Annotated in this window: 22 protein-coding genes and 3 tRNA genes; 13 read left to right on the top strand and 12 right to left on the bottom strand. The window is 32.4% G+C overall.

Features of this window, described 5'->3' with window-relative positions; translation table 11 throughout:
- Positions 1-51 precede the first annotated feature (51 nt).
- Positions 52-465 carry a type II 3-dehydroquinate dehydratase gene (gene aroQ, locus Q0739_RS08045; RefSeq protein ID WP_298238197.1) on the top strand — a complete coding sequence of 138 codons (414 nt, stop codon included), beginning with the start codon at positions 52-54 and terminating at the stop codon, positions 463-465.
- A gap of 157 nt (positions 466-622) precedes the next feature.
- On the opposite strand, the gene lpdA is transcribed toward aroQ, so the two are convergent.
- Positions 623-1,999 (bottom strand): dihydrolipoyl dehydrogenase, encoded by a 1,377-nt coding sequence (gene lpdA / locus Q0739_RS08040; protein ID WP_298238196.1) that lies wholly within the window; start codon positions 1,997-1,999, stop codon positions 623-625.
- 176 nt (positions 2,000-2,175) lie between these two features.
- Between lpdA and Q0739_RS08035 the strand changes: the two genes are divergently transcribed.
- A complete protein-coding gene (locus Q0739_RS08035; protein ID WP_298238195.1) occupies positions 2,176-3,459 on the top strand; it encodes an NAD(P)/FAD-dependent oxidoreductase in 1,284 nt (427 codons plus the stop codon).
- Positions 3,460-3,541: 82 nt separating this feature from the next.
- Positions 3,542-4,471, top strand: coding sequence for a nuclear transport factor 2 family protein (locus Q0739_RS08030; protein ID WP_298238194.1), 930 nt, complete (start codon positions 3,542-3,544; stop codon positions 4,469-4,471).
- 53 nt (positions 4,472-4,524) lie between these two features.
- On the opposite strand, the gene Q0739_RS08025 is transcribed toward Q0739_RS08030, so the two are convergent.
- Positions 4,525-5,076: a DUF1572 family protein gene (locus Q0739_RS08025; protein WP_298238193.1), complete on the bottom strand. Its 552-nt coding sequence runs from the start codon at positions 5,074-5,076 to the stop codon at positions 4,525-4,527.
- An 8-nt stretch (positions 5,077-5,084) separates the two neighbouring features.
- A complete protein-coding gene (gene msrB / locus Q0739_RS08020; protein WP_298238192.1) occupies positions 5,085-5,558 on the bottom strand; it encodes a peptide-methionine (R)-S-oxide reductase MsrB in 474 nt (157 codons plus the stop codon).
- A gap of 169 nt (positions 5,559-5,727) precedes the next feature.
- Between msrB and Q0739_RS08015 the strand changes: the two genes are divergently transcribed.
- The 3 genes from Q0739_RS08015 (at position 5,728) to Q0739_RS08005 (ending at position 9,054) form a co-directional block, all read left to right on the top strand.
- Positions 5,728-6,546 carry a M48 family metallopeptidase gene (locus Q0739_RS08015; protein WP_298238191.1) on the top strand — a complete coding sequence of 273 codons (819 nt, stop codon included), beginning with the start codon at positions 5,728-5,730 and terminating at the stop codon, positions 6,544-6,546.
- Positions 6,547-6,613: 67 nt separating this feature from the next.
- Positions 6,614-7,948 (top strand): MFS transporter, encoded by a 1,335-nt coding sequence (locus tag Q0739_RS08010; protein WP_298238190.1) that lies wholly within the window; start codon positions 6,614-6,616, stop codon positions 7,946-7,948.
- Between the two features lie 122 nt (positions 7,949-8,070).
- Positions 8,071-9,054, top strand: coding sequence for a hypothetical protein (locus Q0739_RS08005; RefSeq protein ID WP_298238189.1), 984 nt, complete (start codon positions 8,071-8,073; stop codon positions 9,052-9,054).
- Positions 9,055-9,110: 56 nt separating this feature from the next.
- Here Q0739_RS08005 and Q0739_RS08000 read toward each other — a convergent pair whose 3' ends face one another.
- The 4 genes from Q0739_RS08000 to Q0739_RS07985 all read right to left on the bottom strand — a co-directional run bounded on the left by Q0739_RS08000 (position 9,111) and on the right by Q0739_RS07985 (position 13,655).
- Positions 9,111-9,836 (bottom strand): head GIN domain-containing protein, encoded by a 726-nt coding sequence (locus Q0739_RS08000; protein WP_298238188.1) that lies wholly within the window; start codon positions 9,834-9,836, stop codon positions 9,111-9,113.
- 42 nt (positions 9,837-9,878) lie between these two features.
- The gene (locus Q0739_RS07995; protein ID WP_298238187.1) at positions 9,879-10,415 is read right to left on the bottom strand and encodes a hypothetical protein; all 537 of its coding nucleotides are present in this window, start codon (positions 10,413-10,415) and stop codon (positions 9,879-9,881) included.
- Positions 10,416-10,418: 3 nt separating this feature from the next.
- Positions 10,419-10,988, bottom strand: coding sequence for an RNA polymerase sigma factor (locus Q0739_RS07990; RefSeq protein ID WP_298238186.1), 570 nt, complete (start codon positions 10,986-10,988; stop codon positions 10,419-10,421).
- Between the two features lie 117 nt (positions 10,989-11,105).
- Positions 11,106-13,655, bottom strand: coding sequence for an ATP-dependent Clp protease ATP-binding subunit (locus tag Q0739_RS07985; protein WP_298238220.1), 2,550 nt, complete (start codon positions 13,653-13,655; stop codon positions 11,106-11,108).
- A gap of 249 nt (positions 13,656-13,904) precedes the next feature.
- Between Q0739_RS07985 and gyrA the strand changes: the two genes are divergently transcribed.
- Both gyrA and Q0739_RS07975 read left to right on the top strand, forming a co-directional pair.
- Positions 13,905-16,445, top strand: a complete 2,541-nt coding sequence (gene gyrA / locus Q0739_RS07980; protein WP_298238185.1) for a DNA gyrase subunit A — start codon at positions 13,905-13,907, stop codon at positions 16,443-16,445.
- Positions 16,446-16,462: 17 nt separating this feature from the next.
- Positions 16,463-17,710, top strand: a complete 1,248-nt coding sequence (locus Q0739_RS07975) for a tetratricopeptide repeat protein (protein WP_298238184.1) — start codon at positions 16,463-16,465, stop codon at positions 17,708-17,710.
- Positions 17,711-17,866: 156 nt separating this feature from the next.
- Here Q0739_RS07975 and Q0739_RS07970 read toward each other — a convergent pair whose 3' ends face one another.
- Together Q0739_RS07970 and Q0739_RS07965 are read right to left on the bottom strand one after the other, a co-directional pair.
- On the bottom strand, positions 17,867-18,616 hold the full coding sequence (locus tag Q0739_RS07970) for a C40 family peptidase (RefSeq protein WP_298238183.1): 750 nt from the start codon (positions 18,614-18,616) through the stop codon (positions 17,867-17,869).
- 8 nt (positions 18,617-18,624) lie between these two features.
- Entirely contained in the window at positions 18,625-19,803 is a 1,179-nt protein-coding gene (locus tag Q0739_RS07965) for an acetyl-CoA C-acyltransferase (RefSeq protein ID WP_298238182.1), read from the bottom strand.
- Between the two features lie 128 nt (positions 19,804-19,931).
- Between Q0739_RS07965 and Q0739_RS07960 the strand changes: the two genes are divergently transcribed.
- From Q0739_RS07960 to Q0739_RS07940, 5 genes are all read left to right on the top strand, one after another.
- The gene (locus Q0739_RS07960; protein ID WP_298238181.1) at positions 19,932-21,983 is read left to right on the top strand and encodes an HDIG domain-containing metalloprotein; all 2,052 of its coding nucleotides are present in this window, start codon (positions 19,932-19,934) and stop codon (positions 21,981-21,983) included.
- Positions 21,984-22,082: 99 nt separating this feature from the next.
- Positions 22,083-22,170, top strand: a tRNA-Ser gene (locus tag Q0739_RS07955).
- Positions 22,171-22,429: 259 nt separating this feature from the next.
- The gene (locus Q0739_RS07950; protein ID WP_298238180.1) at positions 22,430-22,570 is read left to right on the top strand and encodes a hypothetical protein; all 141 of its coding nucleotides are present in this window, start codon (positions 22,430-22,432) and stop codon (positions 22,568-22,570) included.
- A tRNA-Pro gene (locus Q0739_RS07945) sits at positions 22,561-22,635 on the top strand. The genes Q0739_RS07950 and Q0739_RS07945 overlap by 10 nt, the downstream gene beginning before the upstream one ends.
- 29 nt (positions 22,636-22,664) lie before the next feature.
- Positions 22,665-22,738: transfer RNA gene (locus tag Q0739_RS07940), tRNA-Arg, on the top strand.
- A 41-nt stretch (positions 22,739-22,779) separates the two neighbouring features.
- Here Q0739_RS07940 and Q0739_RS07935 read toward each other — a convergent pair.
- The 3 genes from Q0739_RS07935 to Q0739_RS07925 form a co-directional block, all read right to left on the bottom strand.
- A complete protein-coding gene (locus Q0739_RS07935; protein ID WP_298238179.1) occupies positions 22,780-23,955 on the bottom strand; it encodes a class I SAM-dependent methyltransferase in 1,176 nt (391 codons plus the stop codon).
- Between the two features lie 9 nt (positions 23,956-23,964).
- On the bottom strand, positions 23,965-25,053 hold the full coding sequence (locus Q0739_RS07930) for an AI-2E family transporter (RefSeq protein ID WP_298238178.1): 1,089 nt from the start codon (positions 25,051-25,053) through the stop codon (positions 23,965-23,967).
- A 66-nt stretch (positions 25,054-25,119) separates the two neighbouring features.
- Complete coding sequence (locus tag Q0739_RS07925) at positions 25,120-25,548, bottom strand: DUF4268 domain-containing protein (protein ID WP_298238219.1); 429 nt, start codon at positions 25,546-25,548, stop codon at positions 25,120-25,122.
- Positions 25,549-25,550 lie beyond the last annotated feature (2 nt).

Raw genomic sequence — 25,550 nt, 5'->3', positions numbered from 1 at the left:
GAGTTTTATGCTCTGGTTTTTTTATGCTCTTTTTTTAAATATCTTTGTTTTATGAAAAAACTCATTATCATCAACGGTCCAAATCTTAATTTATTAGGAAAACGAGAACCTAATATATATGGTAGTCTTACGTTTACAGAATTTTTAGAAGAGATTAAAGGTAAATACAATAATGTAGAAATTGATTATTTTCAATCTAATATTGAAGGAGAACTTATTAATAAGTTGCACGAAGTAGGTTTTACTTATGATGGAATTATTTTAAATGCAGCGGCATACACACATACTTCTATAGGTATAGGTGACGCCATTAAAGCGATTGAAACACCTGTAGTAGAAGTGCATATTTCAAATACTTTTGGAAGAGAGGAGTTTAGACATAATTCCTATATTTCTCCAAATGCTAAAGGGGTTATCCTAGGATTTGGCTTACAGAGTTACGAGTTGGCGATTCAAAGTTTTTAAAGAAAAGCTCAATCTAGCCTCCCCAAAGGAGAGGAGTACTTATTCGAATCTATAAAAACAAAAAGCGGTTCTTAAATTTAAGAACCGCTTTTTTTATATAAATGTTTATTCAGAACAGTTAAAGTTCCTCTCCTTTGGAGAGGCTAGGTGAGGCTTTCTACAAATGTATCACTTCATCATAAGCATCGGCAACTGCTTCCATAACAGCTTCACTCATTGTAGGGTGCGGATGCACTGCTTTTAAAACTTCATGACCAGTAGTTTCTAATTTTCTACCTAAAACGGCTTCAGCAATCATATCGGTAACACCAGCGCCAATCATATGGCAACCTAACCATTCGCCGTATTTGGCATCAAAAATCACTTTAACAAATCCATCTTTATTCCCTCCAGCACTGGCTTTACCAGATGCAGAGAATGGGAATTTGCCAACTTTAATATCAATACCTTTATCTTTTGCTTGTTTTTCAGTTAAACCAACAGAAGCAATTTCGGGAGAGCAATACGTACATCCAGGAATGTTACCATAGTCCAACGCTTCAACATGTTGTCCAGCAAGTTTTTCAACACATAAAATACCTTCAGCAGAAGCGACATGCGCAAGCGCTTGACCAGGAGTCACATCGCCAATAGCGTAATAACCAGGGATATTAGTTTGATAAAAATCGTTTACTATAATTTTATCTCTATCAACTACAATACCTACATCTTCTAACCCAATATTTTCAATATTAGTTTTAATACCTACAGCACTCAATATAATATCTGCTTCAAGAACCTCTTCTCCTTTTTTAGTTTTTACTGTAGCTTTAACACCTTTTCCAGAAGTATCTACAGAAGTTACTTCGGCAGAAGTCATGATGTTAATCCCAGATTTTTTAAACGAACGCTCTAATTGTTTTGAAACATCTTCATCTTCAACAGGAACAATGCCAGGTAAGTATTCAACAATAGTAACCTCGGTTCCCATAGAGTTATAGAAATATGCAAACTCTACACCAATGGCTCCAGAGCCAACAACAATCATTTTCTTGGGTTGTTTCTTTAAACTCATGGCTTGTCTATAACCAATAACTTTTTCACCATCTTGTGGTAAGCTTGGTAATTCACGAGAGCGAGCACCTGTTGCTATAATAATGTTATCTGCGCTATACTCAGTTCCGTCAACATCAACCTTTTTGCCAGGTTTAATTTTTCCAAAACCTTCAATAACATCAATTTTATTCTTCTTCATTAAAAACTGAACACCTTTGCTCATACCATCTGCAACACCACGACTGCGTTTTACTACAGCATCAAAATCATGTTCTACATCTTTTACTTTTAACCCATAATCTTCAGCATGTTTTAAATATTCGAATACTTGAGCAGATTTTAATAAGGCTTTTGTTGGAATACAACCCCAATTTAAACAGACACCTCCCAAATTTTCTTTTTCAACAATGGCAGTTTTAAAACCTAATTGTGACGCTCTAATAGCTGTAACATAACCACCAGGACCACTTCCAAGAACTATAATATCGTATTTACTCATGTGTTAAATTTTAGGCTACGAATTTACGAAATCGATTTTGAATAATAAATTTAGAAACCTTTAAATCGAAAAAAAATGCTAGAGGCATAATAACATTGTTTTTGAAGAATTTGTTATTGACTTGTAGAAAGCAATATCTAGTTGTTTTACTACCTTTGTTGAGCAAGAATTATTGTATGAATATACCAAGAACGAGTTATCCCCGAATTGTTATTATTGGTGGTGGTTTTGCTGGCGTAGCTTTAGCAAAAAAATTATCGAAGCAAGAAGTGCAAGTAGTACTTTTAGATAAGAATAATTACCATACGTTTCAACCATTATTATATCAAGTTTCCACAGGTGGTTTGGAACCAGACTCCATAGCTTATCCTATTAGAAAAATATTGAAAGATTTCCCTAATTTCTATTTTAGGCTAGCCAATGTTAATGAAATTGATGTTGATAAAAATAAAGTTAGAACCAATATTGGCAATTTAAAATTTGATTATTTAGTGGTTGCTTCAGGTTCTAAAACTAACTTTTTTGGGAATTCTGATATTGAAAAGTATAGTATGGCGATGAAAACCATACCACAATCTTTAAATTTAAGAAGCTTAATACTTGAAAATTTTGAAGAAGCATTATTGACTTCAGATTTAAACGAGCGCAACGCATTAATGAATTTTGTTATTGTGGGAGGAGGTCCAACAGGAGTAGAACTTGCTGGTGCTTTAGCTGAAATTAAAAAAGGTATTTTACCAAAAGATTATCCAGATTTAGATACACGATTGGCTCAAATTAATATCATTCAATCAAGCGATTGTATTTTAAAAGGTATGAGTGAAAAGGCTTCTGAAAAGGCGGAGGACTTCTTAGAAAAACTGGGTGTTAATATTTGGAAAAATGTTAGAGTAACTAATTACGATGGAAAAATTGTAACTACTAATACCGATTTAACTTTTGAAACAGCTACCGTAGTTTGGGCTGCGGGTGTAAAAGGCGCAACAATTAAAGGATTAGAGGCTGAAAAGTTTATAACTAGAGGTAATAGACTTTTGGTGAATGAATTTAACCAAGTTAAAGAGTTTAAAAATATTTTTGCTATTGGAGATATAGCATGTATGATAAATAAAGAATTCCCTTATGGCTTACCAATGATGGCGCAACCAGCTATTCAACAAGGAGACCAATTAGGCGATAATATCTTGAAGTTAATAGAAGAAAAACCCATGAAGCCTTTTAGTTATAAAGACAAAGGATCTATGGCAACTATTGGAAGAAACAAAGCTGTAGTAGATTTAAAAAACTTTAAATTCCAAGGCATTTTTGCATGGTATGTTTGGATGTTTGTGCATCTATTCTTTTTAATAGGATTTAGAAACCGAATGGTGGTTTTTGTAAACTGGGTTTATAATTATGTGCGTTTTGATAGAGAAGCACGGTTAATTATAAGGCCATTTAAGAAGAAAATGAAGTTATAAATTAATCAGGTAAGAATTAACGGGTTAATTATCAGCTATTTTGGTTATATTTAGAAATATTAACTAACCAAAATTTATTATTATGAAAAAACATGTTCTAATTGTCATGCTACTTTCCGTAGTACTAATGTATTCACAGAAAAAAGAAAAAAACGGCACAGTTTATAAAGAACATCCAGCAATAGTAACAGTTGAAGCATTTCAACAGGCCGATGTAAAAGGAGACGTTGACGCTGTATCCTCATATTTAGCCGATGATTTTAAAGCCTACAATGGAACTTCTAGAAACAAGGATGCTAAAGGAACCAATAAAGAGGATTATCTAAAATGGGTGGAAAACAGAAGTAAATGGACGGCGTACAGGAGTCTCTCTAGACATGGAGAAGCCTACCCAGATGCCATTGAATACAAAGACGGTAAAACTTGGGTTCAAACATGGGATTACTTAAAAGGAGTTAACGATGCTACTGGGGTCAAGATTGAAATGCCTGTTCATAATCTTTACAAGTTAAATGATGATGGTAAAATTGAAATGGCAATCTACTATAATTACCCAGTTGGCAACGATATTCGAAGCGCATATTCAACAAGAAAAAATGGCGTGCTTTACAACGAACATAAATATATCAATAAAGTAAGACGTATGGTTGCTGCCTTTGAAAATAAGGATTTAGAAAAAGCTTATAGCTATTTTGATGAAAATGTGTCTATTAGTAATCTTGAAATGGGACTAGGTGAAAGCATTGATTTGGATGAATTGAAAACAAGACATCAAGAGTTTTTTGAAAATTTTGAAATTGAAAGTATTGATGTAGTTGGATATCCTGATGGTTTAGAATACGAAATAGGAAACGGATTTACAGTTCAATCTTGGTGGAATTTTAGACTCGTAAGAAAATCGGATAACAAAAAGATTGTTATGCCTGCTATGTACACTCACGATTTTAATGATGAAGGTTTAATATCGCGATCCATAGGTTACTTTAGCACTAAAGTATTAGAAGCTAAATAAAAAATAATAATATAAAAACTTAAAGGCCTGTTAGTTAACTCTAACGGGTTTTTTTATACATCATCTGTGAAATGTCGTCTACTTTTCTCTTTACTAAATTTATCTTTATTATATTTTGAAGAATCACCTTTAGGTATCGATAGCGACTCCCAATCTTTTCCTTTTAAAAGTTTGCCTAAAAATACGATTTGCCCAACGTGATATGAGTAATGTGCTAATTGTCTGTTTATTGCTTCTATAACTGTATGACCTTGATTGCGAATGTAAATAATTTGTTCTAAATCTTTATTTTCTAATGGCTCAATAGCTTCAAATAAACATTGCCATCCTTTATTCCAATAGGAAATAACTTCTTCTTTATTTTCAAAAGTATTATGAAATTCCAAATCGCGTTGTCTCCATGTTTTCTCGCCATCTTCAGTTAAAAAATTAGTCCATCTGCTCAACATATTACCAACAAGATGCTTAGTAATTATAGAAATAGAATTCGAATTTTCGTCAATTTCATTTTGTAATTCATCAAAAGTTAATTGTTTAAAAGTTTTATCGCCTAGGGTTTTATAATATTGAAATTGTTTAATTATGCTTGTTAAGTAACTTTTCATTAGAGATTCTAATTTTTAGGAATAAATTTTAAAGCAACCCCATTTATGCAATGGCGCTTGCCTGTTGTTTTTCTAGGCCCATCATTAAAAACATGACCTAAGTGGCCACCACACGTGGCACAATGTTCTTCAATTCGGGTATAGCCTAGATTATTATCTGTTGAAAATGCAACATTGCCTTTAATTTCACGATCAAAACTAGGCCAGCCACTCCCAGAATCAAATTTATGTTCACTTTTAAATAGTGGGGTTTCACATGCTTTACAGACGTAAATGCCAGAATCGTAGTTTTTATTCAAGGCACTTGAATTTGGGCGTTCTGTTCCAGCCTGTCTTAATACATAATATTCTTTTTCAGTAAGTTGCGATTTCCACTCTGCCTCTGTTTTTGAAACTTTGTATGTCTTTTTTGCTTCTTTTTGAGCAGAACCATTGCATGAAAACAAACAAATAAATAACGAAGCGATTAATAAATTTTTCATTTTGATAAATTATAATTTATAGAATAAGTCGTAAGTATTAATAAAATATAACAACTTGTACGAAATACATTTATAGAAATATGTGACTACTAAAAATTAGTTGTGTCTAATTTATATAAAGGTACAATTTTTGTACTTTTAGTGTTTATAAATTTAACCTCGATAAAAAATGAAAGTAAAGAATATATTTTTGGCGTTTGCATTTGTTGCAATAGTTTTTTCTTGTGCAGAAAACCCTTTTACAGGAAAAAAAACAATGGCATTAGTTCCAAATTCGCAGTTGTTCCCAACAGCTTTTGCACAATATGATCAATTTTTAACAGAGAATAAAATAGTGAAAGGAACTAGTGATGCGGCTATGATAACTAGAGTAGGACAGCGTATTGCTGTTGCTGCAGAAAGATGGCTAAATGCAAATGGCCATGAAGGTTATTTAAAAGATTATAAATGGGAGTATAATTTAGTTGAAGACAAAACTGTAAATGCTTGGTGTATGCCTGGTGGTAAAATTGTTTTTTATACTGGAATTTTACCTATTGCTAATGGAGAAACTGGAGTTGCCGCTATTATGGGACATGAAGTTGCTCATGCATTAGCAAATCATGGGCAGCAACGTATGAGTGCTGGTTTGGTACAACAAGGGTTGGCAGTTGCTGGTAATATTGCTATTAAAGACGATAAATCTAGAAATGCCTTCAACCAATATTATGGAGTTGGCACACAGGTAGGACTTATGTTACCATTTAGTAGAAGTCATGAAACTGAAGCAGATAAAATTGGTCTTTATTTAATGGCAATTGCTGGATATAATCCAGACGAAGCTGCTGAATTATGGAAACGAATGAAAGCTAATAGTGGAGGGCAAGCACCACCAGAAATTTTAAGCACACACCCATCTAACGACTCTCGAATAGCAAATCTAACAGCTTTAGCCCCAAAAGCGAAAGCAGAAGCTGCAAAATATGGAGTTACATCATTTAGAAAATAACTTATTGCCTAGAATTAAAATATTTGATTACATTAGAAGCTGCTTATAAATAAGCAGCTTTTTTATTATGGCAGTATTAGATAAAGGAAGTAAAAAATTACTGAATGCTTGGGCATTTTACGATTGGGCAAACTCTGTTTACACACTTACAATCGCATCATCTATATTTCCAATATTTTATTCTGCTTTATTTATAAAAACTACTTCAGAAATAAAAACAGTATGGGCTTTTGGTTTTGAGTTTAAAAGTACTGCTCTTATTACATTTGTTACGGCTTTTACGTTTTTAGTGGTAGCCTTTACATCTCCAATTCTTTCTGGTATTGCTGATTATGTTGGTAACAAAAAGAATTTTTTAAAGTTTTTCTGCTATGTTGGTAGCACTGGTTGTATTGGGTTGTATTGGTTTGATATTTCGCCTGAAAGAATTCATCTAAGCTTACTATTTTATTTTATGGGTTTAATAGGGTATTGGGGGAGTTTAGTTTTTTATAATTCCTATTTGCCAGACATTGCTTTTCCTGAACAACAAGATAGCATAAGCGCAAAAGGGTTTTCGTTAGGATATTTAGGTAGTGTATTGTTGTTAGTTTTGAATTTATCCATGGTTATGTTTCCTAGTACATTTTTTATTGAAGCTACCGAAAATGATACAGCTGCTCAAGTAGCTATGAAGATATCGTTTGTTACAGTTGGGATATGGTGGGCATTATTTAGTCAATATTCTTTTTATTGGTTACCAAAAGGTGCTTCAAGCGGCCATAAAGTAACTAAAGCTGTTATATTTAATGGGTTTAAAGAGTTAAAATTAGTTTGGAAAGATTTAAAACAGAATTTCCGTTTAAAACGATACTTATATGCTTTTTTTGTGTTTAGTATGGCAGTACAAACCATCATGTTAGTGGCTGTATATTTTGGTGAAGAAGAAATAGCATGGGCAGATGAAGATGGTAAAACTTTTGGTTTAATAGGGAGCATTTTAATTATTCAATTAGTTGCTATTTTAGGTGCTTTTTTAACATCTAAAGCTTCTTCTGTATATGGCAATATAAAAACTCTTATTGTTGTTAATTTTATATGGATGGCATTGTGTTTTTATGCCTATTTTATGATAACACCTGTTCAATTTTATATAGCAGCTTGTTTTGTTGGTTTGGTTATGGGGGGTGTGCAATCTTTAGCACGTTCTACATATTCAAAATTTTTACCCGAAACAGAAGATACAACCTCCTACTTTAGTTTTTATGATGTTGCAGAAAAAATAGGTATTGTAATTGGTATGGTTGTTTTTGCTTTTATAGATCAAATAACAGGTAGTATGCGAAACGGAATTCTTTTCTTATTTGTTTTCTTTTTAGCTGGTATTATTTTGTTGTATAGAGTTCCAAAAAATAATAACTAAATTTTATTTTAAACCATATTTTTCCGTTTACCTAAAAAATCATCTTTTAAAAGTAAGAATTATTTTATGAACAGAATTAATCATTATGTTTGAGTTTTAAAAATTTTGATAATTACCCCGCAATGATATTTACTAAACAATTTTATTTTTTTATCGGTATTTTTTTATTATTTCTGATTACTGGATGTAACATAGAACCTTTTGAAGGTGAGATACCAGAGAATCCAAATCCTGTTAGTTGTCCTGAAGCTTTGCAAAATACAACTGAAGCTGTATTAGCATTTAATAATGCTACAGTTGAAAACTATGCTGAACTATGTGCAAATTATAAAGCGGCATTAGAAGCTCAAATTGCCATTTGTGGTGATGAAGGTGGTGCATTTCAATTAGTTATTGATGGGCTAGGGGATTGTGGAGGTACGATAATTGAAGATGGCGATTATTGGCCTATGACAATAGGTAATAAATGGACATTTAGTCAACAAATTAATAATATCCCTCAAGAAGAAACATCTATGGAGATAGGTGGAGTAGAAAATTATCAAGGGGTATCAAGCTATTACTATAATAATTTTTTGGGTGCAGCCCAAGCTACAGATGGTACTGGGTTTGAAAATTTAAGCATAAAGTATTATAGTAGGAAGAATAATGGAGATTACCATGTTTTAGTAAGTGAATTAACTGCAGAATTAACAGGTTTATATAGTATAGACCAAAGTGCGTATGAATATATTATTCTAAAAGATTATTTACCAGTAGGTAGCACATGGACAACGAGTTTTGATGTTATAACAACTTATACACCTTTAGATGATGCAATACCAGCTATACCTAATATAACATCGAACTATAAAATAGATTGTGAAATTTTGGAAAAAAATATATCGTTAGTAGTAGGCAGTGAAACATTTCCAGATGTTATAAAAATAAGTTTTAAGCAAGAGACCTCGGTTGAAGGGTTTCCTGCGAGTTCAGCAACAGTAGATTATAAATATTATTTTGCTAAAGATGTTGGAGTAGTGAAAGTTGAAGGTTCGATTTTAGATGCAGATAGTAATGTTACAAGTAATGTATTGCAAGAGCTTACATCGTATACGATTAATTAATATTCATATAAAATAGCCACTCAACCAGTGGCTATTTTATTAGACAGGGATAGGTTTTAGTTCGATATACTACCAGATCCAGCAACTTTTTTATCTACTTCTGCATTACCTTTGTAGACAATATCTCCTGTACCTGCTACTCGGGCTTTTAGTTTTTTGTTACTATGAACCTCTGCATTTCCTGAACCAGCAACAGCTACTTCTGTATTTTCAGATTGCAAATTAAAACCATGAAAATCTCCAGACCCTGCAACTTTAGCTTCTAAATTATCTGTGTTTCCGCTTAACTTTAAATTACCAGAGCCAGCTATAGCGCCTTTTACCGAGTTAGTTTTAATGTCAAGATCTATATCACCAGATCCAGCTAAAGAAACACTTAATTTATCTGTATCTATTGTGGCATTTGTTGTTAAATCGCCAGATCCAGCTAAAGAGATAGAACTTATTTTTTCAAAAGGAATGGTTATTTTAATTGACTTACCCTTAGAAGAACTAATATTCTTACCCTTTATTACTTTAATTATTAAATTGTCATCTTTTACTTCTGTTGAAATAAATTCAAGTAAATTCGATTCTCCTTCTAAAGTTATTTTTCCTTCTTTTCCTGCAACCAAAATAAAATCCATAGCTCCTGCGCACTTAATGCCATCATAGTTGCCAGTATTTCGAGTTTCTGTTGTAACATTTCCATTGCCTTTTATTTTTTTCTTTCCCCAGTCTTGTGCATTGGTAAGTCCAATAAAAAATAATGTGATAATTGATAATGTAATTGTTTTTTTCATTGTTTGTAGTTTTAATGTTTCCTCTATTAGGAAAGGTTGTTTTTAAATAGTATTTACTTCGTTATTTGATTGTTTAATTGCTGCTTCTTTTTCTTTTATTTCTTCCATCACATCATGCAAAACATCAATTCTATCTTGAAAATTTAGCATCATGGCAGAAATAATGAGTTGATCGTTTGGGTTTTCTTTTAGACTAATAACTAATTGATTATAATCTTCTTCAACGACTTTAATTTTAAACATTGCCTCAACAATTAATTCTTGATATTCTGGCATTTCCTCGCTATTAAGTTTGCTTATTTCTTTTGCAAAAGCAGAAGCAAAAAGACTTTCTGTCTTGACTATATCGGGTAATGTCTCTGCAACATTTTTTTCAGAATTATTTGTTCTGCTAAAAATGAAAATTGATATTAATAAAGCAATTGATGCAGCTACTCCTATTAAGGGATTCCATAAGTTACGTTTGGACTTTCTAGTATTATTAGATGCTTGTTTGTTCTGCGTTTTTAATTTCTTCAAAAAGCGTTGCTCATGACCAAGATTGGGGTTTTCTATATCAAACCTATTTTTAGTATTCATTATTCATTGTTTAAAATTAATTACTGGTTGCAAGTTTTGCCTTAATTTCTCCTTGGCTCTAGAGATGGTTGTCCTGCAATTAACATTTGTTATATTCATAATTTCACTTATCTCATTGTAATCATAACCTTCTACTAGATTTAGGGTTAGTGCTATTCTATAATTATCTTTTAATGTATTTAGTGCATTTAAAATCTTTCTTGCTTTTAAATTTGTTAATTCTTGATCCGAATTAAAATCATTACTGTGGTCTTCTACTTTGTATAAAACATCGTCAATTGAAACTTTCTGAATTTTTCTGGTTTTCTTATAGTGACATATGCTATTATTAATAACAATTCGCTTTAACCATAAACCAAAAGTTTTTACATCTTTAAGCTCTTTTAATTTTGTAAACGCCAATAGAAAAGAGTCTTGCATAATGTCTTCAGCTTCATAAGAATTTTTTACAATTCTAAAAGAAGTATTGTACATGGCTTCATAATATCTGTTGTAAATTTCCAATTGCGCAGATTGGTTTCCAGATATACAGAGTCCAATTAGTTGCTCGGTATTTAGTTGGTTTGTGGTCAAAAAATCAAATTGTTATAATTAAAGATTAGAAATGTTTTGTTTTGTTACAGTTTATAACAAAAAAAACCTACAATCTTTTTAGAATGTAGGTTTAATATTTGTTACGACCTTGAAAAACTATGACTCAGCAGGTTTTTCTGCTTTTTCAATCTTAATTTTTAGTTCATCAGATTTCTTGTCTAAATCGATAAGAATTTTGTCGCCTTCTTGTAATTGTGAGCTTATAATCTCTTCAGCTAAAGCATCTTCTACATATTTTTGAATGGCTCGATTTAATGGTCTTGCCCCATATTGCTTATCGAAGCCTTTCTCTGCAATATAATCTTTAGCACTCTTACTAAGTTTAAGAGTATACCCCAATCCTTTAATTCGATTAAGTAGTTTATCTAGTTCAATATCAATAATCTTATCAATATCTTCTTTTTCTAAAGGATTAAAAACAATAACATCATCGATTCGATTTAAGAATTCTGGAGCAAAGGATTTTTTAAGGGCATTTTCTATCACTTTAATGGCATTTGCATCTTCCTGCGCTTTTTGTGATGCTGTTCCAAAGCCAATTCCAGCTCCGAAATCTTTCAACTTGCGAGCACCAATATTTGATGTCATTATAATAATTGTATTTCTGAAATCAATTTTTCTTCCAAGGCTATCTGTTAAATAGCCATCATCAAGAACTTGAAGCAGCATATTAAAAACATCTGGATGTGCTTTTTCAATTTCATCAAGAAGAATAACTGCATAAGGTTTGCGCCTTACTTTTTCGGTAAGTTGACCCCCTTCTTCGTAACCTACATATCCTGGAGGTGCTCCAATAAGTCTTGAAATAGCAAACTTCTCCATGTATTCACTCATGTCTATTCTAACAAGTGAATCTTCACTATCAAATAATTCTCTGGAGAGTACTTTTGCTAATTGTGTTTTACCTACACCAGTTTGCCCCAAAAATATGAATGAACCAATCGGCTTATTAGGATCTTTTAATCCAGCACGGTTACGCTGAATAGCTTTAACCACTTTTGCAACAGCTTGGTCTTGACCAATAACTTTGCCTTTAATTAGATTAGGGAGTTCAGAAAGCTTGTTTATTTCGGTTTGAGCAATTCTATTCACAGGAATACCTGTCATCATAGACACAACATCTGCAACATTATCTTCTGTTACAATTTCTCGATGTTGTTTAGTATCCTCTTCCCATTTTTCTTGTGCAATTGCTAGTTCTTTTTCTAGGCGTTTTTCGTCATCTCTAAGTTTTGCCGCTTCTTCATATTTCTGTTTTCTAACAACCGAATTCTTGGTTTCTTTAACATCTTCAAGCTTTTTTTCTAGTTCTAGAATCTGTTTAGGAACATCTATATTAGTTATGTGAACTCGTGAACCTGCTTCATCTAAAGCATCAATAGCTTTGTCTGGTAAAAAGCGTTCGGTCATGTATCTATTTGTTAATTTCACACAGGCTTCAATAGCTTCGGGTGTATAATCAACATTGTGATGCTCTTCGTACTTTCCTTTAATATTATTTAGAATCTCAATGGTTTCTTCAACGGTAGTTGGTTCAACAATAACTTTTTGAAAACGACGCTCTAAGGCACCATCTTTTTCAATATACTGCCTGTATTCATCTAGAGTTGTTGCTCCAATGCATTGAATTTCACCTCGTGCTAGAGCAGGTTTAAACATATTGGAAGCATCTAAACTTCCAGTAGCTCCTCCTGCGCCAACAATGGTGTGAATTTCATCAATGAATAAGATAACATCATCATTCTTCTCAAGCTCATTCATCACAGCTTTCATTCGTTCTTCAAATTGCCCTCTGTATTTTGTGCCAGCAACTAAGCTTGCTAAATCCAGTGTAACAACACGTTTGTTGAATAGAATTCGTGATACTTTTCGTTTTGTAATTCTAAGAGCCAATCCTTCAGCGATGGCAGATTTACCAACCCCAGGTTCGCCAATTAAAAGTGGATTGTTCTTTTTGCGTCTACTTAAAATTTGAGACACACGCTGTATTTCCTTTTCTCTACCAACAACAGGGTCTAACTTGCCCTCATCGGCAAGTGCGGTTAAATCACGTCCAAAATTATCTAAAACAGGGGTTTTAGACTTCTTATTAGCTTTACCTGCAGGAGCATTAAAAATATTATCCTTTGAGGTGTTGTCATCAGAATTTGTTTCATCATCTTGAAAAGATTCCGCTTTTGGCTCAATATAATCGTTGTCGTTAGTAATCATAAGTTTGAATTGTTCTTTAACATTGTCATAGTCAACCTTTAATTTGTTTAAAAGTTTAGTAGTTGGGTCGTTTTCATTTCTTAAAATACAAAGTAGTAAATGTGCCGTATTTATGGACGTACTTTGAAATAGTTTTGCTTCTAAAAAAGTTGTTTTAAGAGCGCGTTCGGCTTGCCGTGTAAGATGTAAATTTTTCTTTTGGTTTGATGCCACAGCAATATTGGGATTTGCTGGGCTTAATATTTCGACTTTACGTCTTAAATGATTCAAATCAATTTCTAAGGCATTAAGTATATTTATAGCTTTACCATTACCATCTCTTAGAAGCCCCAACATTAAATGTTCGGTTCCTATAAAATCATGGCCAAGGCGCAATGCTTCTTCTTTACTAAAAGCGATTACATCTTTTACTCTCGGTGAAAAATTATCATCCATAATACTTTCCTTATCTGCATTAAAAATACTAAAACATTTTACTAAAGGCAAAAACTATACCTTAAAATGCTAATTGACGAAAAAATCTTTATAAAATCAAAACTTTTCAACGCTTACTTATTAACTAAAAATAACCCTTAAATTGTTAATAAAAAACACGAAAAAGTATAGCTAATAGTCTTACTATGACTGATGAAATACTTATATTAGCATGTTTTGAAAATCACATAAAACTTAATTAAATTATTTATGGCAGAAGGAGAAAAATTGATCCCTATTAATATTGAGGATGAGATGAAATCGGCATACATTGATTATTCAATGTCAGTCATTGTGTCACGTGCTTTACCAGATGTAAGAGATGGCTTAAAACCAGTTCATAGACGTGTACTTTACGGTATGCATGAATTAGGTGTTCGGGCTAATACAGCACATAAAAAATCTGCAAGAATAGTAGGAGAAGTTTTGGGTAAATACCACCCACATGGAGATACATCTGTTTATGATGCCATGGTGCGTATGGCACAAGAGTGGAGTTTGCGATATATGTTGGTAGATGGACAAGGGAATTTTGGGTCTATAGATGGCGATAGTCCTGCTGCTATGCGTTATACAGAGGCAAGAATGCGTAAGATATCTGAAGATATGTTGGCAGATATTGATAAAGAAACTGTAGATCACAAATTAAATTTTGATGACACTTTACAGGAGCCAACTGTTTTGCCAACCCGTATTCCTGGGCTTTTAGTAAATGGTGCATCTGGTATTGCAGTTGGTATGGCTACAAATATGCCGCCACATAATTTAACAGAAGTTGTAAATGGTACTATAGCCTATATTGAAAATAATGATATAGAAATTGATGAGTTAATTACTCATGTTAAAGCACCAGATTTCCCAACAGGTGGAATTATTTATGGTTACGATGGTGTAAAGGAAGCTTTCCATACTGGTCGCGGACGTATTGTTATGCGTGGTAAAGCGATTATTGAAGAAGTCGCTGGACGTGAATGCATAATTGTTACAGAGATTCCATACCAAATTAATAAAGCAGATATGATTAAGAAAACTGCTGATTTGGTAAACGATAAAAAATTAGAAGGTATTTCGCTTATTAGAGATGAATCTGATAGAAACGGCATGCGTATTGTATACGTTTTAAAGCGTGATGCAATCCCAAATATTGTATTAAACAAACTATATAAGTATACTGCATTACAGTCATCATTTAGCGTGAATAATATTGCTTTAGTGAATGGTCGTCCGCAGATGTTAAACCTAAAGGAATTAATTCATTATTTCGTTGAGCACAGACATGATGTTGTAGTAAGACGAACTACTTATGAATTACGCAAAGCGGAAGAACGAGCACATATTTTAGAAGGTTTAATTATTGCTTCAGATAACATAGATGAAGTTATAAAAATTATAAGAGCATCGTCTAATGCAGATGAAGCTAGAAATAATTTAATTGAACGTTTTAAATTATCTGAAATACAAGCAAAAGCCATAGTTGAAATGCGATTGCGTCAACTTACAGGATTAGAACAAGATAAGCTACGCACAGAGTATGATGATTTAATGGTTACCATAGAAGATTTAAAAGATATTTTAGATAAGAAAGAGCGCCGTATGGCCATCATTAAGGACGAACTTATTGTTATAAAAGATAAATATGGAGATGAGCGTCGTTCAATAATCGAATATGCAGGAGGCGATTTAAGTATTGAAGATATGATTCCTAACGAAAAAGTAGTAATTACTATTTCTCATGCAGGTTATATTAAACGTACATCTTTAACAGAATATAAAACTCAAAATAGAGGTGGAGTAGGTCAAAAGGCATCAACTACGCGTAACGAAGATTTCTTAGAAAATTTATTTGTAGGTACTAACCACCAATACATGTTGTTTTTCACTCAAAAAGGGAAATGTTTCTGGATGCGTGTATACGAAATACCAGAAGGTAGTAAAACATCGAAGGGTAGAGCAATTCAGAATTTAATAAATATTGAGCAAGACGATAAAGTCATGGCGTTTATTTGTACTCAAGATTTAAAAGATGAAGATTATATTAATAGTCATTATGTAATTATGGCAACTAAGAAAGGTCAGGTTAAAAAGACCTCTCTAGAACAATATTCACGTCCAAGAACAAATGGAATTAATGCCATAACAATTAAAGATGATGATGTTTTATTAGAAGCTAAATTAACCACAGGAGAAAGTCAAGTAATGTTAGCCTTAAAGTCTGGTAAAGCCATTCGTTTCGAAGAAGCAAAAACACGACCTATGGGACGTGGAGCTTCAGGAGTTCGTGGCATACGCTTACAAGATGAAAAAACTGATGAAGTAGTTGGTATGATAGCTGTAGATGATATGGAAAGCAATGTCCTTGTTGTTTCAGAAAACGGTTATGGGAAACGTTCAAGTTTAGAGGACTATCGTATAACTAATCGTGGAGGAAAAGGCGTAAAAACCATTTCTATTACAGAAAAAACAGGTAACTTAGTGTCTATTAAAAATGTAACAGACGATGATGATTTAATGATTATCAATAAATCTGGAATTGCTATTAGAATGGCTGTTAAAGATTTAAGAGTGATGGGAAGAGCTACTCAAGGTGTAAAATTAATTAATTTAAAAGGAAACGATTCTATTGCAGCAGTTGCCAAAGTAATGCATGATGAAGATGAAGTAGAGGATGTTGAAGGTGCTGAAAACACTGATGCTTTAAAAGATGGCACAACCCTTGATAATAATACAGACGATAATAACACTAAAGATTAAACTTAATATTATTTAAAATGAAAAAACAAATTATTATAGCGTTGGCTTTTTCAATAAGTGCATTTTCTTTTGCTCAAAAAAAGGAATTGAAATCTGCTGAGAAGGCGATTAAAAACAACAACTACGCTGAAGCTGTAGCTGCTTTGAATCAAGCAGAGACGTTAATGTCTACTATGGACGATAAATTAAAAGCAAAATTTTATTATTTAAAAGGGCAAGCATTATATGCCTCAGGTAAAGGAAATGCAGAAGATATTGATGCTGCAATAGAGAGCTTTGGTAAAGTTAAAGGAGCTTATAAAACAGAAATAGCTGCTGTAAAACAAGAAATGGTTAATAGCTTAATAACTTCAGGGAATAAGGCATACGAAAGTAAAAATTATAAAATAGCCTCATCTAATTTTGAACGTGTTTATAACATGAACATAAAGGATACAGCATATCTTTATTACGCTGCTGCTACAGCTGTAAGTATACCTGATTACGATCGCGCATTAGTGCTTTATGATAAACTTAAAAAGTTAGGCTATACAGGAATTGAACAACAGTATTTTGCTGTTAATAAGGAAACTAGTGAAGAAGAAGCTTTTTCTAATAAAAGCTTAAGAGATATTTCGGTAAAATCTGGAACGCATATTAAACCAACCAATAAAAAATCTGAATCTAAAAAGTCCGAAATAGTTAAAAACGTTGCACTTATTTATGTTTCAAATGGTGATAATGAGAAGGCTATTGAAGCTATGAAAGATGCTAGAGCAGAAAGTCCTGATGACATAAATTTAATTCTTACCGAAGCGAATGTACATTTTAAAATGGGTAATACAGATGAATTTAAAAAGTTATTAGAAGAAGCCACTAAAATGGATCCAAAAAATCCTGAATTACAATATAATTTAGGAGTTGTAGCTGCGGAGTCTAAAGATTTTGAAGCTGCTAAAAAGTATTATAACAAAGCTATCGAGTTGGATTCTAATTATATTAACGCCTATATTAATATGGCAGCTTTAGTTCTTGGTGAGGAAACTGCATTAATAGAAGAAATGAATGGTTTAGGAAGTTCTGCCGCAGATGATAAAAGATATGATGAGCTAAAAGAGCAACGTCAACAGCTTTATAGAGATGCCATTCCATTTTTGTCTAAAGCTTTAGAAATAGACTCTAAAAATGTTAGTGCAGCCACAACTTTAATGAATATTTACAGTGTTCTTGGTGAAACTGATAAGTATAAAGCGATGAAAGCCAAAGTAGATGAGTTAAGTAATTAAAATTATTTACCCCTTCAGTTATATAAAAGGTTGTCTAAAAAGTCTTTATAATTTGATTTGTCAGGTTGAGCCTGTCGAAACCGATATTGGTTACCAGTAGTTAAAAACATTTCTACAAGCTCAATATGACATCGAACTTACTTTTTAGACAGCCTCTTATACTATTTTTTTAATAACTCGAAGTTTATGCGTGTGTGTTCTTTTTTCACCATTATATATTCCTGAATGGTCAAGTCTATCAATTCTCACTTTACCGTGTGCGTGAATAATGTAATTGTCCTTCATTATAATTCCAACATGAATAATTTGTCCTTCATTATTATCAAAAAACGCTAAATCTCCTGGTTCACTTTCTTCAATAAAACTTAGAGCTTCTCCTTGAGTTGCTTGTTGAGAAGCATCTCTTAAAAGTTTATAGCCATTAAGTTTGTATACCATTTGTGTAAAGCCAGAGCAATCAATGCCAAAAGGTGTTTTGCCTCCCCAGAGATAAGGTGTGTTTAAGTATAAAAAGGCAGTTTTAACAAGGTTACTTTTATTGGATTCTCCTTCAAAAATATTACCGTCGAAGGTGTGTTTTAATAAAGACAAACCATTTAGGCAAGAGCCTAGTAATATGGAATGTAATTGCTGATTGCTATCTTGAATAAATTCAGCTAAATCCAATGATAACTTTAGGGGAGATTTATCAAGGCTATCGTAATTGCCTTCAGAAATTTCAATGTACTGTTTGTTATCAATCCAGCCTTCATATTTATCAAAGGCAAGACGGATTTTACTCCAAGATTTACGACATTCTAAGACTTTAAAGAAATCTCCATAAAGTATTTGAGAAACTAATTCGCTTTTGTCAGAAGGCTCTAACCTTAAAGGAACAATACTTAAGTTACAAATTCCGTATTGCATTAAAAAGACTAATTACGTTCAATTATCATTGCTGAGGCACCACCACCGCCATTACAAATAGCTGCAGCTCCTATTTTAGCGTTATTTTGTTCTAGTACGTTAAGTAAAGTAATAAGGATTCTAACACCAGAACAACCTAATGGATGTCCCAGAGATACTGCGCCACCATTAACATTAACATTACTGTCGTTAAGACCAAGAATTTTCATGTTAGCTAATCCTACTACAGAAAATGCTTCGTTAAACTCAAAATAGTCCACATCTTCAATTTTTATACCAGCTTTATTTAAAGCCTTTGGCAGTGCTTTAGCTGGAGCAGTAGTAAACCATTCGGGTTCATGTGCAGCATCAGCATAACTTTTTATTGTAGCTAATATTTTTAAATTTAATTCTTCAGCCTTTTCTCTACTCATTAAAATCATAGCACCAGCACCATCATTTATAGTCGACGCATTTGCCGCTGTTACGGTGCCATCTTTTGTAAACGCTGGTCTAAGGTTAGGAATTTTTTCAATTTTAACGTTTGTGTACTCTTCATCTTTAGAAACTATTATTGGTTCTCCTCGACGCTGTGGTATTTCTACTGGTACGACTTCATTATCAAATTTACCCGCTTTCCACGCAGTTGCAGAACGTAAATACGATTGAATGGCGTAAGCATCTTGATCCTCTCTAGAGAATTTATATTCGGTTGCGCAAGCATCTGCACAAACACCCATAGCGTTTTGATTGTAAGCATCTACTAAACCATCTTTTTGCATACCGTCAATTAAAGTGGATGACCCAAATTTGTTAGCTGTACGTGTATATAAATAATGAGGTATTAAACTCATATTCTCCATACCACCAGCTACAACAATATTTGCATCTCCATTAGCAATAGCTTGTGCTGCTTGCATAACAGATTTCATACCCGAAGCACATACTTTGTTTATTGTTGTGCAAGGTACCGTATTTGGGATGCCGGCAAGAATAGCTGCTTGTCTAGCAGGAGCTTGTCCTGTTCCAGCTTGAACAACATGTCCCATTAAAACCTCATCAACTAATTCTGGTTTAAGGTTAATTCTATCAAGTGCTCCTTTTATTGCAATAGCACCTAATTTTGGAGCAGAAATGGTCGATAAAGAACCTAAAAAACTACCAATTGGAGTTCTTATTGCTGAAACGATAACTACGTCTTTGTTCATTACTTATTTCTTAAGTTTAGTTCTTGCGAAAATAATCAATTTTTAGTAGAAAATTCAATGATTCATTCAATATAAAACCGTCTTAAAATCTATAATTTTACTACATTTGAAAAACTTGAAATTCTTTAATGAAAGACTTTATAAACAAATTTTACAGAAATCATTCCTTAATTTATAAAGGTTTGCTGTTAGTATGTACTACTTTTCTAATAGTATATTTATTTCCTAAGAGTGGCAAGTTTAAGTACAATTTTGAAAAAGGAAAACCATGGCAGTCTGAAAACTTATATGCACCTTTTGATTTTGCTATTAAAAAATCTGATGCTGAAATAACAAAGGAAAAAGAAACAATTTCAGAAAATGCTTTAGCTTATTTTAATTTAGATAGTCTAGTTTATAATGAAGTCGATAATCTATTTGATATTCAGTTCTCTAAGGTTTTTAAAGATACTATTCCTAAAAAGGATTTTGAATTGCTTTATGTGGTTGGAAAGCAGATAATTAACGATCTTTATCGATATGGTGTCCTAGAAGAAAATTATAGTTTTAAGGATGATAAATCGGTAGTCATTTTAAGTGGTAGAAGAACGATTCAAAAAACGTTGTTTTCAAGCTTAGTAAGAGTAGACCAGATATCTACAAGAATTAGTAATTCTATAGATAACAGGAGTCTTGGGAAATATAAGACTAGCTATATCTCATTATTTTTCGATTTAATTAAGCCAAACTTAGAGTTTAATAAATCTTTTACCGACAAAGTTCTGCAGGATGAATTGCATAGTATTTCATATTCTCGTGGTAGTGTTAAAAAGGAAACATTAATTATTTCTAAAGGAGAAATAGTTGAAGGGGGTAAATTTCAAATTCTTCAGTCATTAAAATCTGAATACGAATCGCAAGTTTGGAGCGAAGCTAATTATAATTGGATTTTATTTGCTTATACATTATTGGTTGCTTTGGCATTATTGATGCTTTTACTGTTTTTAAGAAAATATAGAGTTGAAGTTTATGAGAACAATACCAAAGTTACATTTATTTTCTTCAATATATTTCTAATTATATTGCTTACAACTTTGGTTGTAAATTATAATGCTAAGTACATTTATGTAGTGCCTATTTGTATTTTGCCATTAGTTTTTAAGGCGTTTTTTGATGCACGCTTAGGTCTATTTGCTCATGTAATTACCGTATTATTACTCGGTTTTATTGTGCCAAATAGTTACGAGTACATGTTTCTTCAAATAATAGCAGGAATTGTAACTATTTTAACAGTTTCAGAGCTTTATAAAAGAGCAAACCTCTTTATCTCTGTAGGACAGATTACGATTATTTATATTGTTGCTTATTTTGCTTTTTTTGTTATACATGAGGGCAGTATAGAGACTATTGAATGGCAAACATTTATGTGGTTTGTACTATGTGGGCTAGCTACTTTATTTGTTCAACCATTAATTTATGCTTATGAGAAAATTTTTGGATTAGTCTCGGATGTATCACTTTTAGAATTGTCTGATACGAATACAAAATTGCTTAAAGAGTTGTCGAATAAAGCCCCAGGAACCTTTCATCATTCCTTAAACGTAGCTAATTTAGCTGAAGCCTGTGCTAATGAAATTGGTGCTAATTCTATGCTTATACGTGTAGGAGCATTATATCATGACATTGGGAAAATGAAAAACCCAGCATATTTTACAGAAAACCAATCCACAGGAATAAATCCACACGACGAGTTATCTTCAAAAGAGAGTGCAAGAATTATTACAGATCATGTTATAAATGGTATTGAAATAGCAAGAAAGAACAACCTTCCAGATAGGGTTATTGATTTTATAAGAACACACCATGGCACAAGTACGGTGTATTACTTTTATATGAAAGAAAAAAACCTTTTAGATAAGAAGGTTAATAAAGCAGATTATAGTTATCCAGGGCCAAAACCATTTAGTAAAGAAACTGCTATTTTGATGATGTGCGATAGCGTTGAGGCGGCATCAAAAAGTTTAAAAGAACCAACCTCTACTAAGATTGATGCCTTTGTTGAAAACATAGTCAATAAGCAAATTGAAGAGGAACAGTTTTTAAATGCTAATATTACGTTTAAAGAAATTGAATCTATAAAAAAGATACTAAAACACAAGCTTGCAAATATTTACCATTTACGAATAGAATATCCAGAATAAAATCAAAAAAAATCAAAAAAAATGCTTGTGTTCTTTAAGATGAAAAGCTACATTTGCATCCGCATTTATTTTTAAGTGCTAAGTTCATACAAAATAAGAGGAGAGGTGCCTGAGTGGCCGAAAGGAACGGTTTGCTAAATCGTCGTACCCCAAAAGGGTACCCGGGGTTCGAATCCCCGTCTCTCCGCAAGATAAAAGATAACTATTTCGGTGTCTATCACGATAAGGTGTGAAAGGTCTATGCCTAGTCGAAGATGCTGCTGAAAGAGTTATTATCGCGCCACGTTTGGGACGCGGAGGTCGTCACGCTTGAAGCGTGACCACCACAACTAAAAAGAAACATTATTATGTTTGTATATTTTCTTTTTAGTTAAAGCTTATCGAAATATTATGTAGATAAAACAGCATATTTTGATAAAAGGCTTGAAAAACCTAATTTAGGTTATGTGAAATCAACAAAACATGGTTTACCATGGGAATTGATTTTAAAGATTGAAGTTCTTAGTAGAAGAGAAGCACTAATTCTTGAAAAGAAAATTAAGAAAAGAGGTGCGAAAAGATATTTAGATAACCATTTCGGGGTGTAGCGTAGCCCGGTTATCGCGCCGCGTTTGGGACGCGGAGGTCGCAGGTTCGAATCCTGCCACCCCGACACTGTTTTCGTAGAAACATAAAAACTACGGGCTCTTAGCTCAGCTGGATAGAGCACCTCCCTTCTAAGGAGGCGGTCGAAGGTTCGAATCCTTCAGGGCTCACTTAAAGCTTCACTAGAAATAGTGAGGCTTTTTTGTTTGCGTTACTTAGTACAAATAATTGCAATTCTATTATTCTTAATATTGGTGGTAAAAAACAAATAAGTGTCTCCACCATCCTTAATATTAAATTTCTTTCTAATGCTTTGTACAGACTCAGTAAAATTTCGTGTAGTTATGTTTGCTTGAGTAATTCTAAGTTTCTTAAATTCTTTTTTATTGTACGGAATAATTTTTTCAATTTTAAAAACCCTTCCAGGAAAATCGATAGGGTTATTACTTGTATATAAATGTGAATGTTTATGTAGTTTGAAAACTTTTAATTTATTAGAAACTGTATTAAATGCACCTGCTTTTAATATTGCAGAATTTGCTTCGTATAAATAGGTGAGTGGTTCAGAAAAAGATGCACTAGTTGTTTTTTCTTCGTTAATGTATAAATCAAAATACTCGCAGTCTTGATTTTTTAAATTAGCAGTTTTAATAGTAATGCTTCCATTAAAATTTTTTTCAAGAACCCAAAGTAATTCTTTTACCTCGTTGTTAACAGCAACAACGTGAATGGTTTTAACGTGTTTTAATTCATTAATACCAATCGATAAATCTAATAACGGAGAGGTCTTGATGAGTATGTTTGTTGAATATTTAAAAAGCATATTCAAATGCACAGGAACATTAGGTAAGCAGTCCTTTAAAAAGAAAACTTTTCCTTTGGCTTCATGCCTGCGTGATGGATCTATATAAATCCAGTCATAATGAATTTTGTTTGCTTTAATATGTTCAATCCCATCAACAGAAATAGATTGAATATTTTTAACTTTCAACTTTTGGTAATTGTGTGATGTAATTTTAGAAAGTTCCTCATTTATTTCGCAATGGGTTACTTTTTTAAACAACTTTGAAAAATAAAAACAGTCCACACCAAATCCGCCTGTTAAATCAATTATGGAGTTACCACTTATTAAACTCGATTTGTATTTTGCTGAAATTTCAGAGGACGTTTGTTCTATGTTTAATTTGTTTGGGTAGTAAATATTTTTGGTAGTAAACCAAGTGGGGAGCTTTTTTTGACAGCGTTTTTTTGCTTCAATTTGTTCAACAACACCTTTAATGTCAACATCAGGAAATACACTTCCTTTTAGTAGTAAAGTATTTATATTAGAATTTAAATTGACATTTATAAATTCTTGAATGTCAATATTTAAAATAGACTTATTCAAAACTAAAAATTACAGGCCTTTGGTGAGTTTTTTCACAATCTTATTTTCAGATAAGAACTCCTTTAAAATCACCTTTATTGCTGTATAAGCAGGTACCGCAATTATTAATCCAATAACGCCAAATAGAATACCAGTAATTAAAATAACTAGGAATATTTCAAGAGGATGCGACTTGACACTTTTAGAAAATATGATGGGTTGGCTACCAAAATTATCTACTAATTGTCCAATGATGAAAACTATAAATACCCAAAATGTTTTTGGTAAAATAATATCACTAAAAGAGTGTCCAAGGTTGCTGGTCATTGTTAAGGTAATCATTAAAAACGCACCAATTAAAGGCCCTACATAGGGAATTAAATTGAGAAGTGCACACAAAAAAGCAATAACAATAGCATTTTCAACCCCAATAATTAAAAGCCCGATAGTATAAATTATAAAAAGAATAAAAATTTGAAAAATTAACCCAACAAAATACCTTGATAGTAAATCCTTTATTTTATTAGATGAGTTTTTCCAACGAGACTCTTTGTTGTCCGGTATAAAAGTGAGCAAACCATTTTCAAATAGTCTGCTGTCTTTCAAAAAGAAAAAAGAAATAAACAGAACAGAGAACAAGCCAATGCTAAAGCTACCTAAACCACTAACTACAGAGTTTAAAAAATTAGGAATTAATCCAAAATCTATTTTAGATAGTAAGTCCGATTTCTTTAAAGATTGTTCTACATCTATTTGGTGTAAATCGAAATAGGTGATTATTTCACTATATAAATTCTCTATATTACGCTGTAATTCATTAATATTAAGCAATGAAAGGTTATGCCCTTGCTTAATAATTAAAGGAATAAATAAGCCAACCAAACCAATAAAAATACCCAGCAATAAAACCATAGTTACAATAACGGCAATGGTGTTTTTAAACTTTAATCGGCGCTCTAAAAAAAGTACAATAGGTCTCCCAATTAACGATATAACAGCAGCTATAGCAATATAGCCTATAACAGATTGTATTTGATATAGAAAATATAGAACTAAAGCAACTCCTAAAATAATAGCAACTGCTCTTAAAATACCGTTAGATATGGTGTTAGAATTCAATTGTTGTGGTTTTGCAAGTAAATCTAGTCAATTCAAGTTTCATTTGAAAACAAATTCAAAAATTAATCAACCGTCAATAACATGTTTGTATTCTTCAAAAAAGGCTTCAAATAAAGTCATATTTTTATTAAAAAACTCCATAACATCACGCCATGTGTCTTTATTATGAATAGAAACTTTTTGTGCAAGAGGAACATAAATTCTCGATAGTTCTTTACTATTGTCTAAAATATAGCTTTCATCAAAAATAGCTTCAGGTAGGTAATCCTCTAAAAGAATAGATTTTAAGGCTAGAAGCTTTTCCCAATGTTTAATACGATGTTCGAGGCTGTCCTCTAGATCTAAAGCAACCATGGCTTTTTTATTATCAAAATGAAATTTAAAATTTAACCCTTTAAGTTTAGTATTATATAGAATCCATTTTTTAGGAAATGACTTCCCAAAACTAGTCCAAAACTCTTGTCGTAATAAGCGTGATTCTTCTTTACTAAACATAA

The sequence above is a fragment of the uncultured Algibacter sp. genome, from assembly GCF_947487605.1.
Lineage (GTDB): Bacteria > Bacteroidota > Bacteroidia > Flavobacteriales > Flavobacteriaceae > Algibacter_D.
The sequence above is the reverse complement of the archived record's forward strand: the minus strand, read 5'-3'. Positions and strand labels throughout refer to the sequence as shown.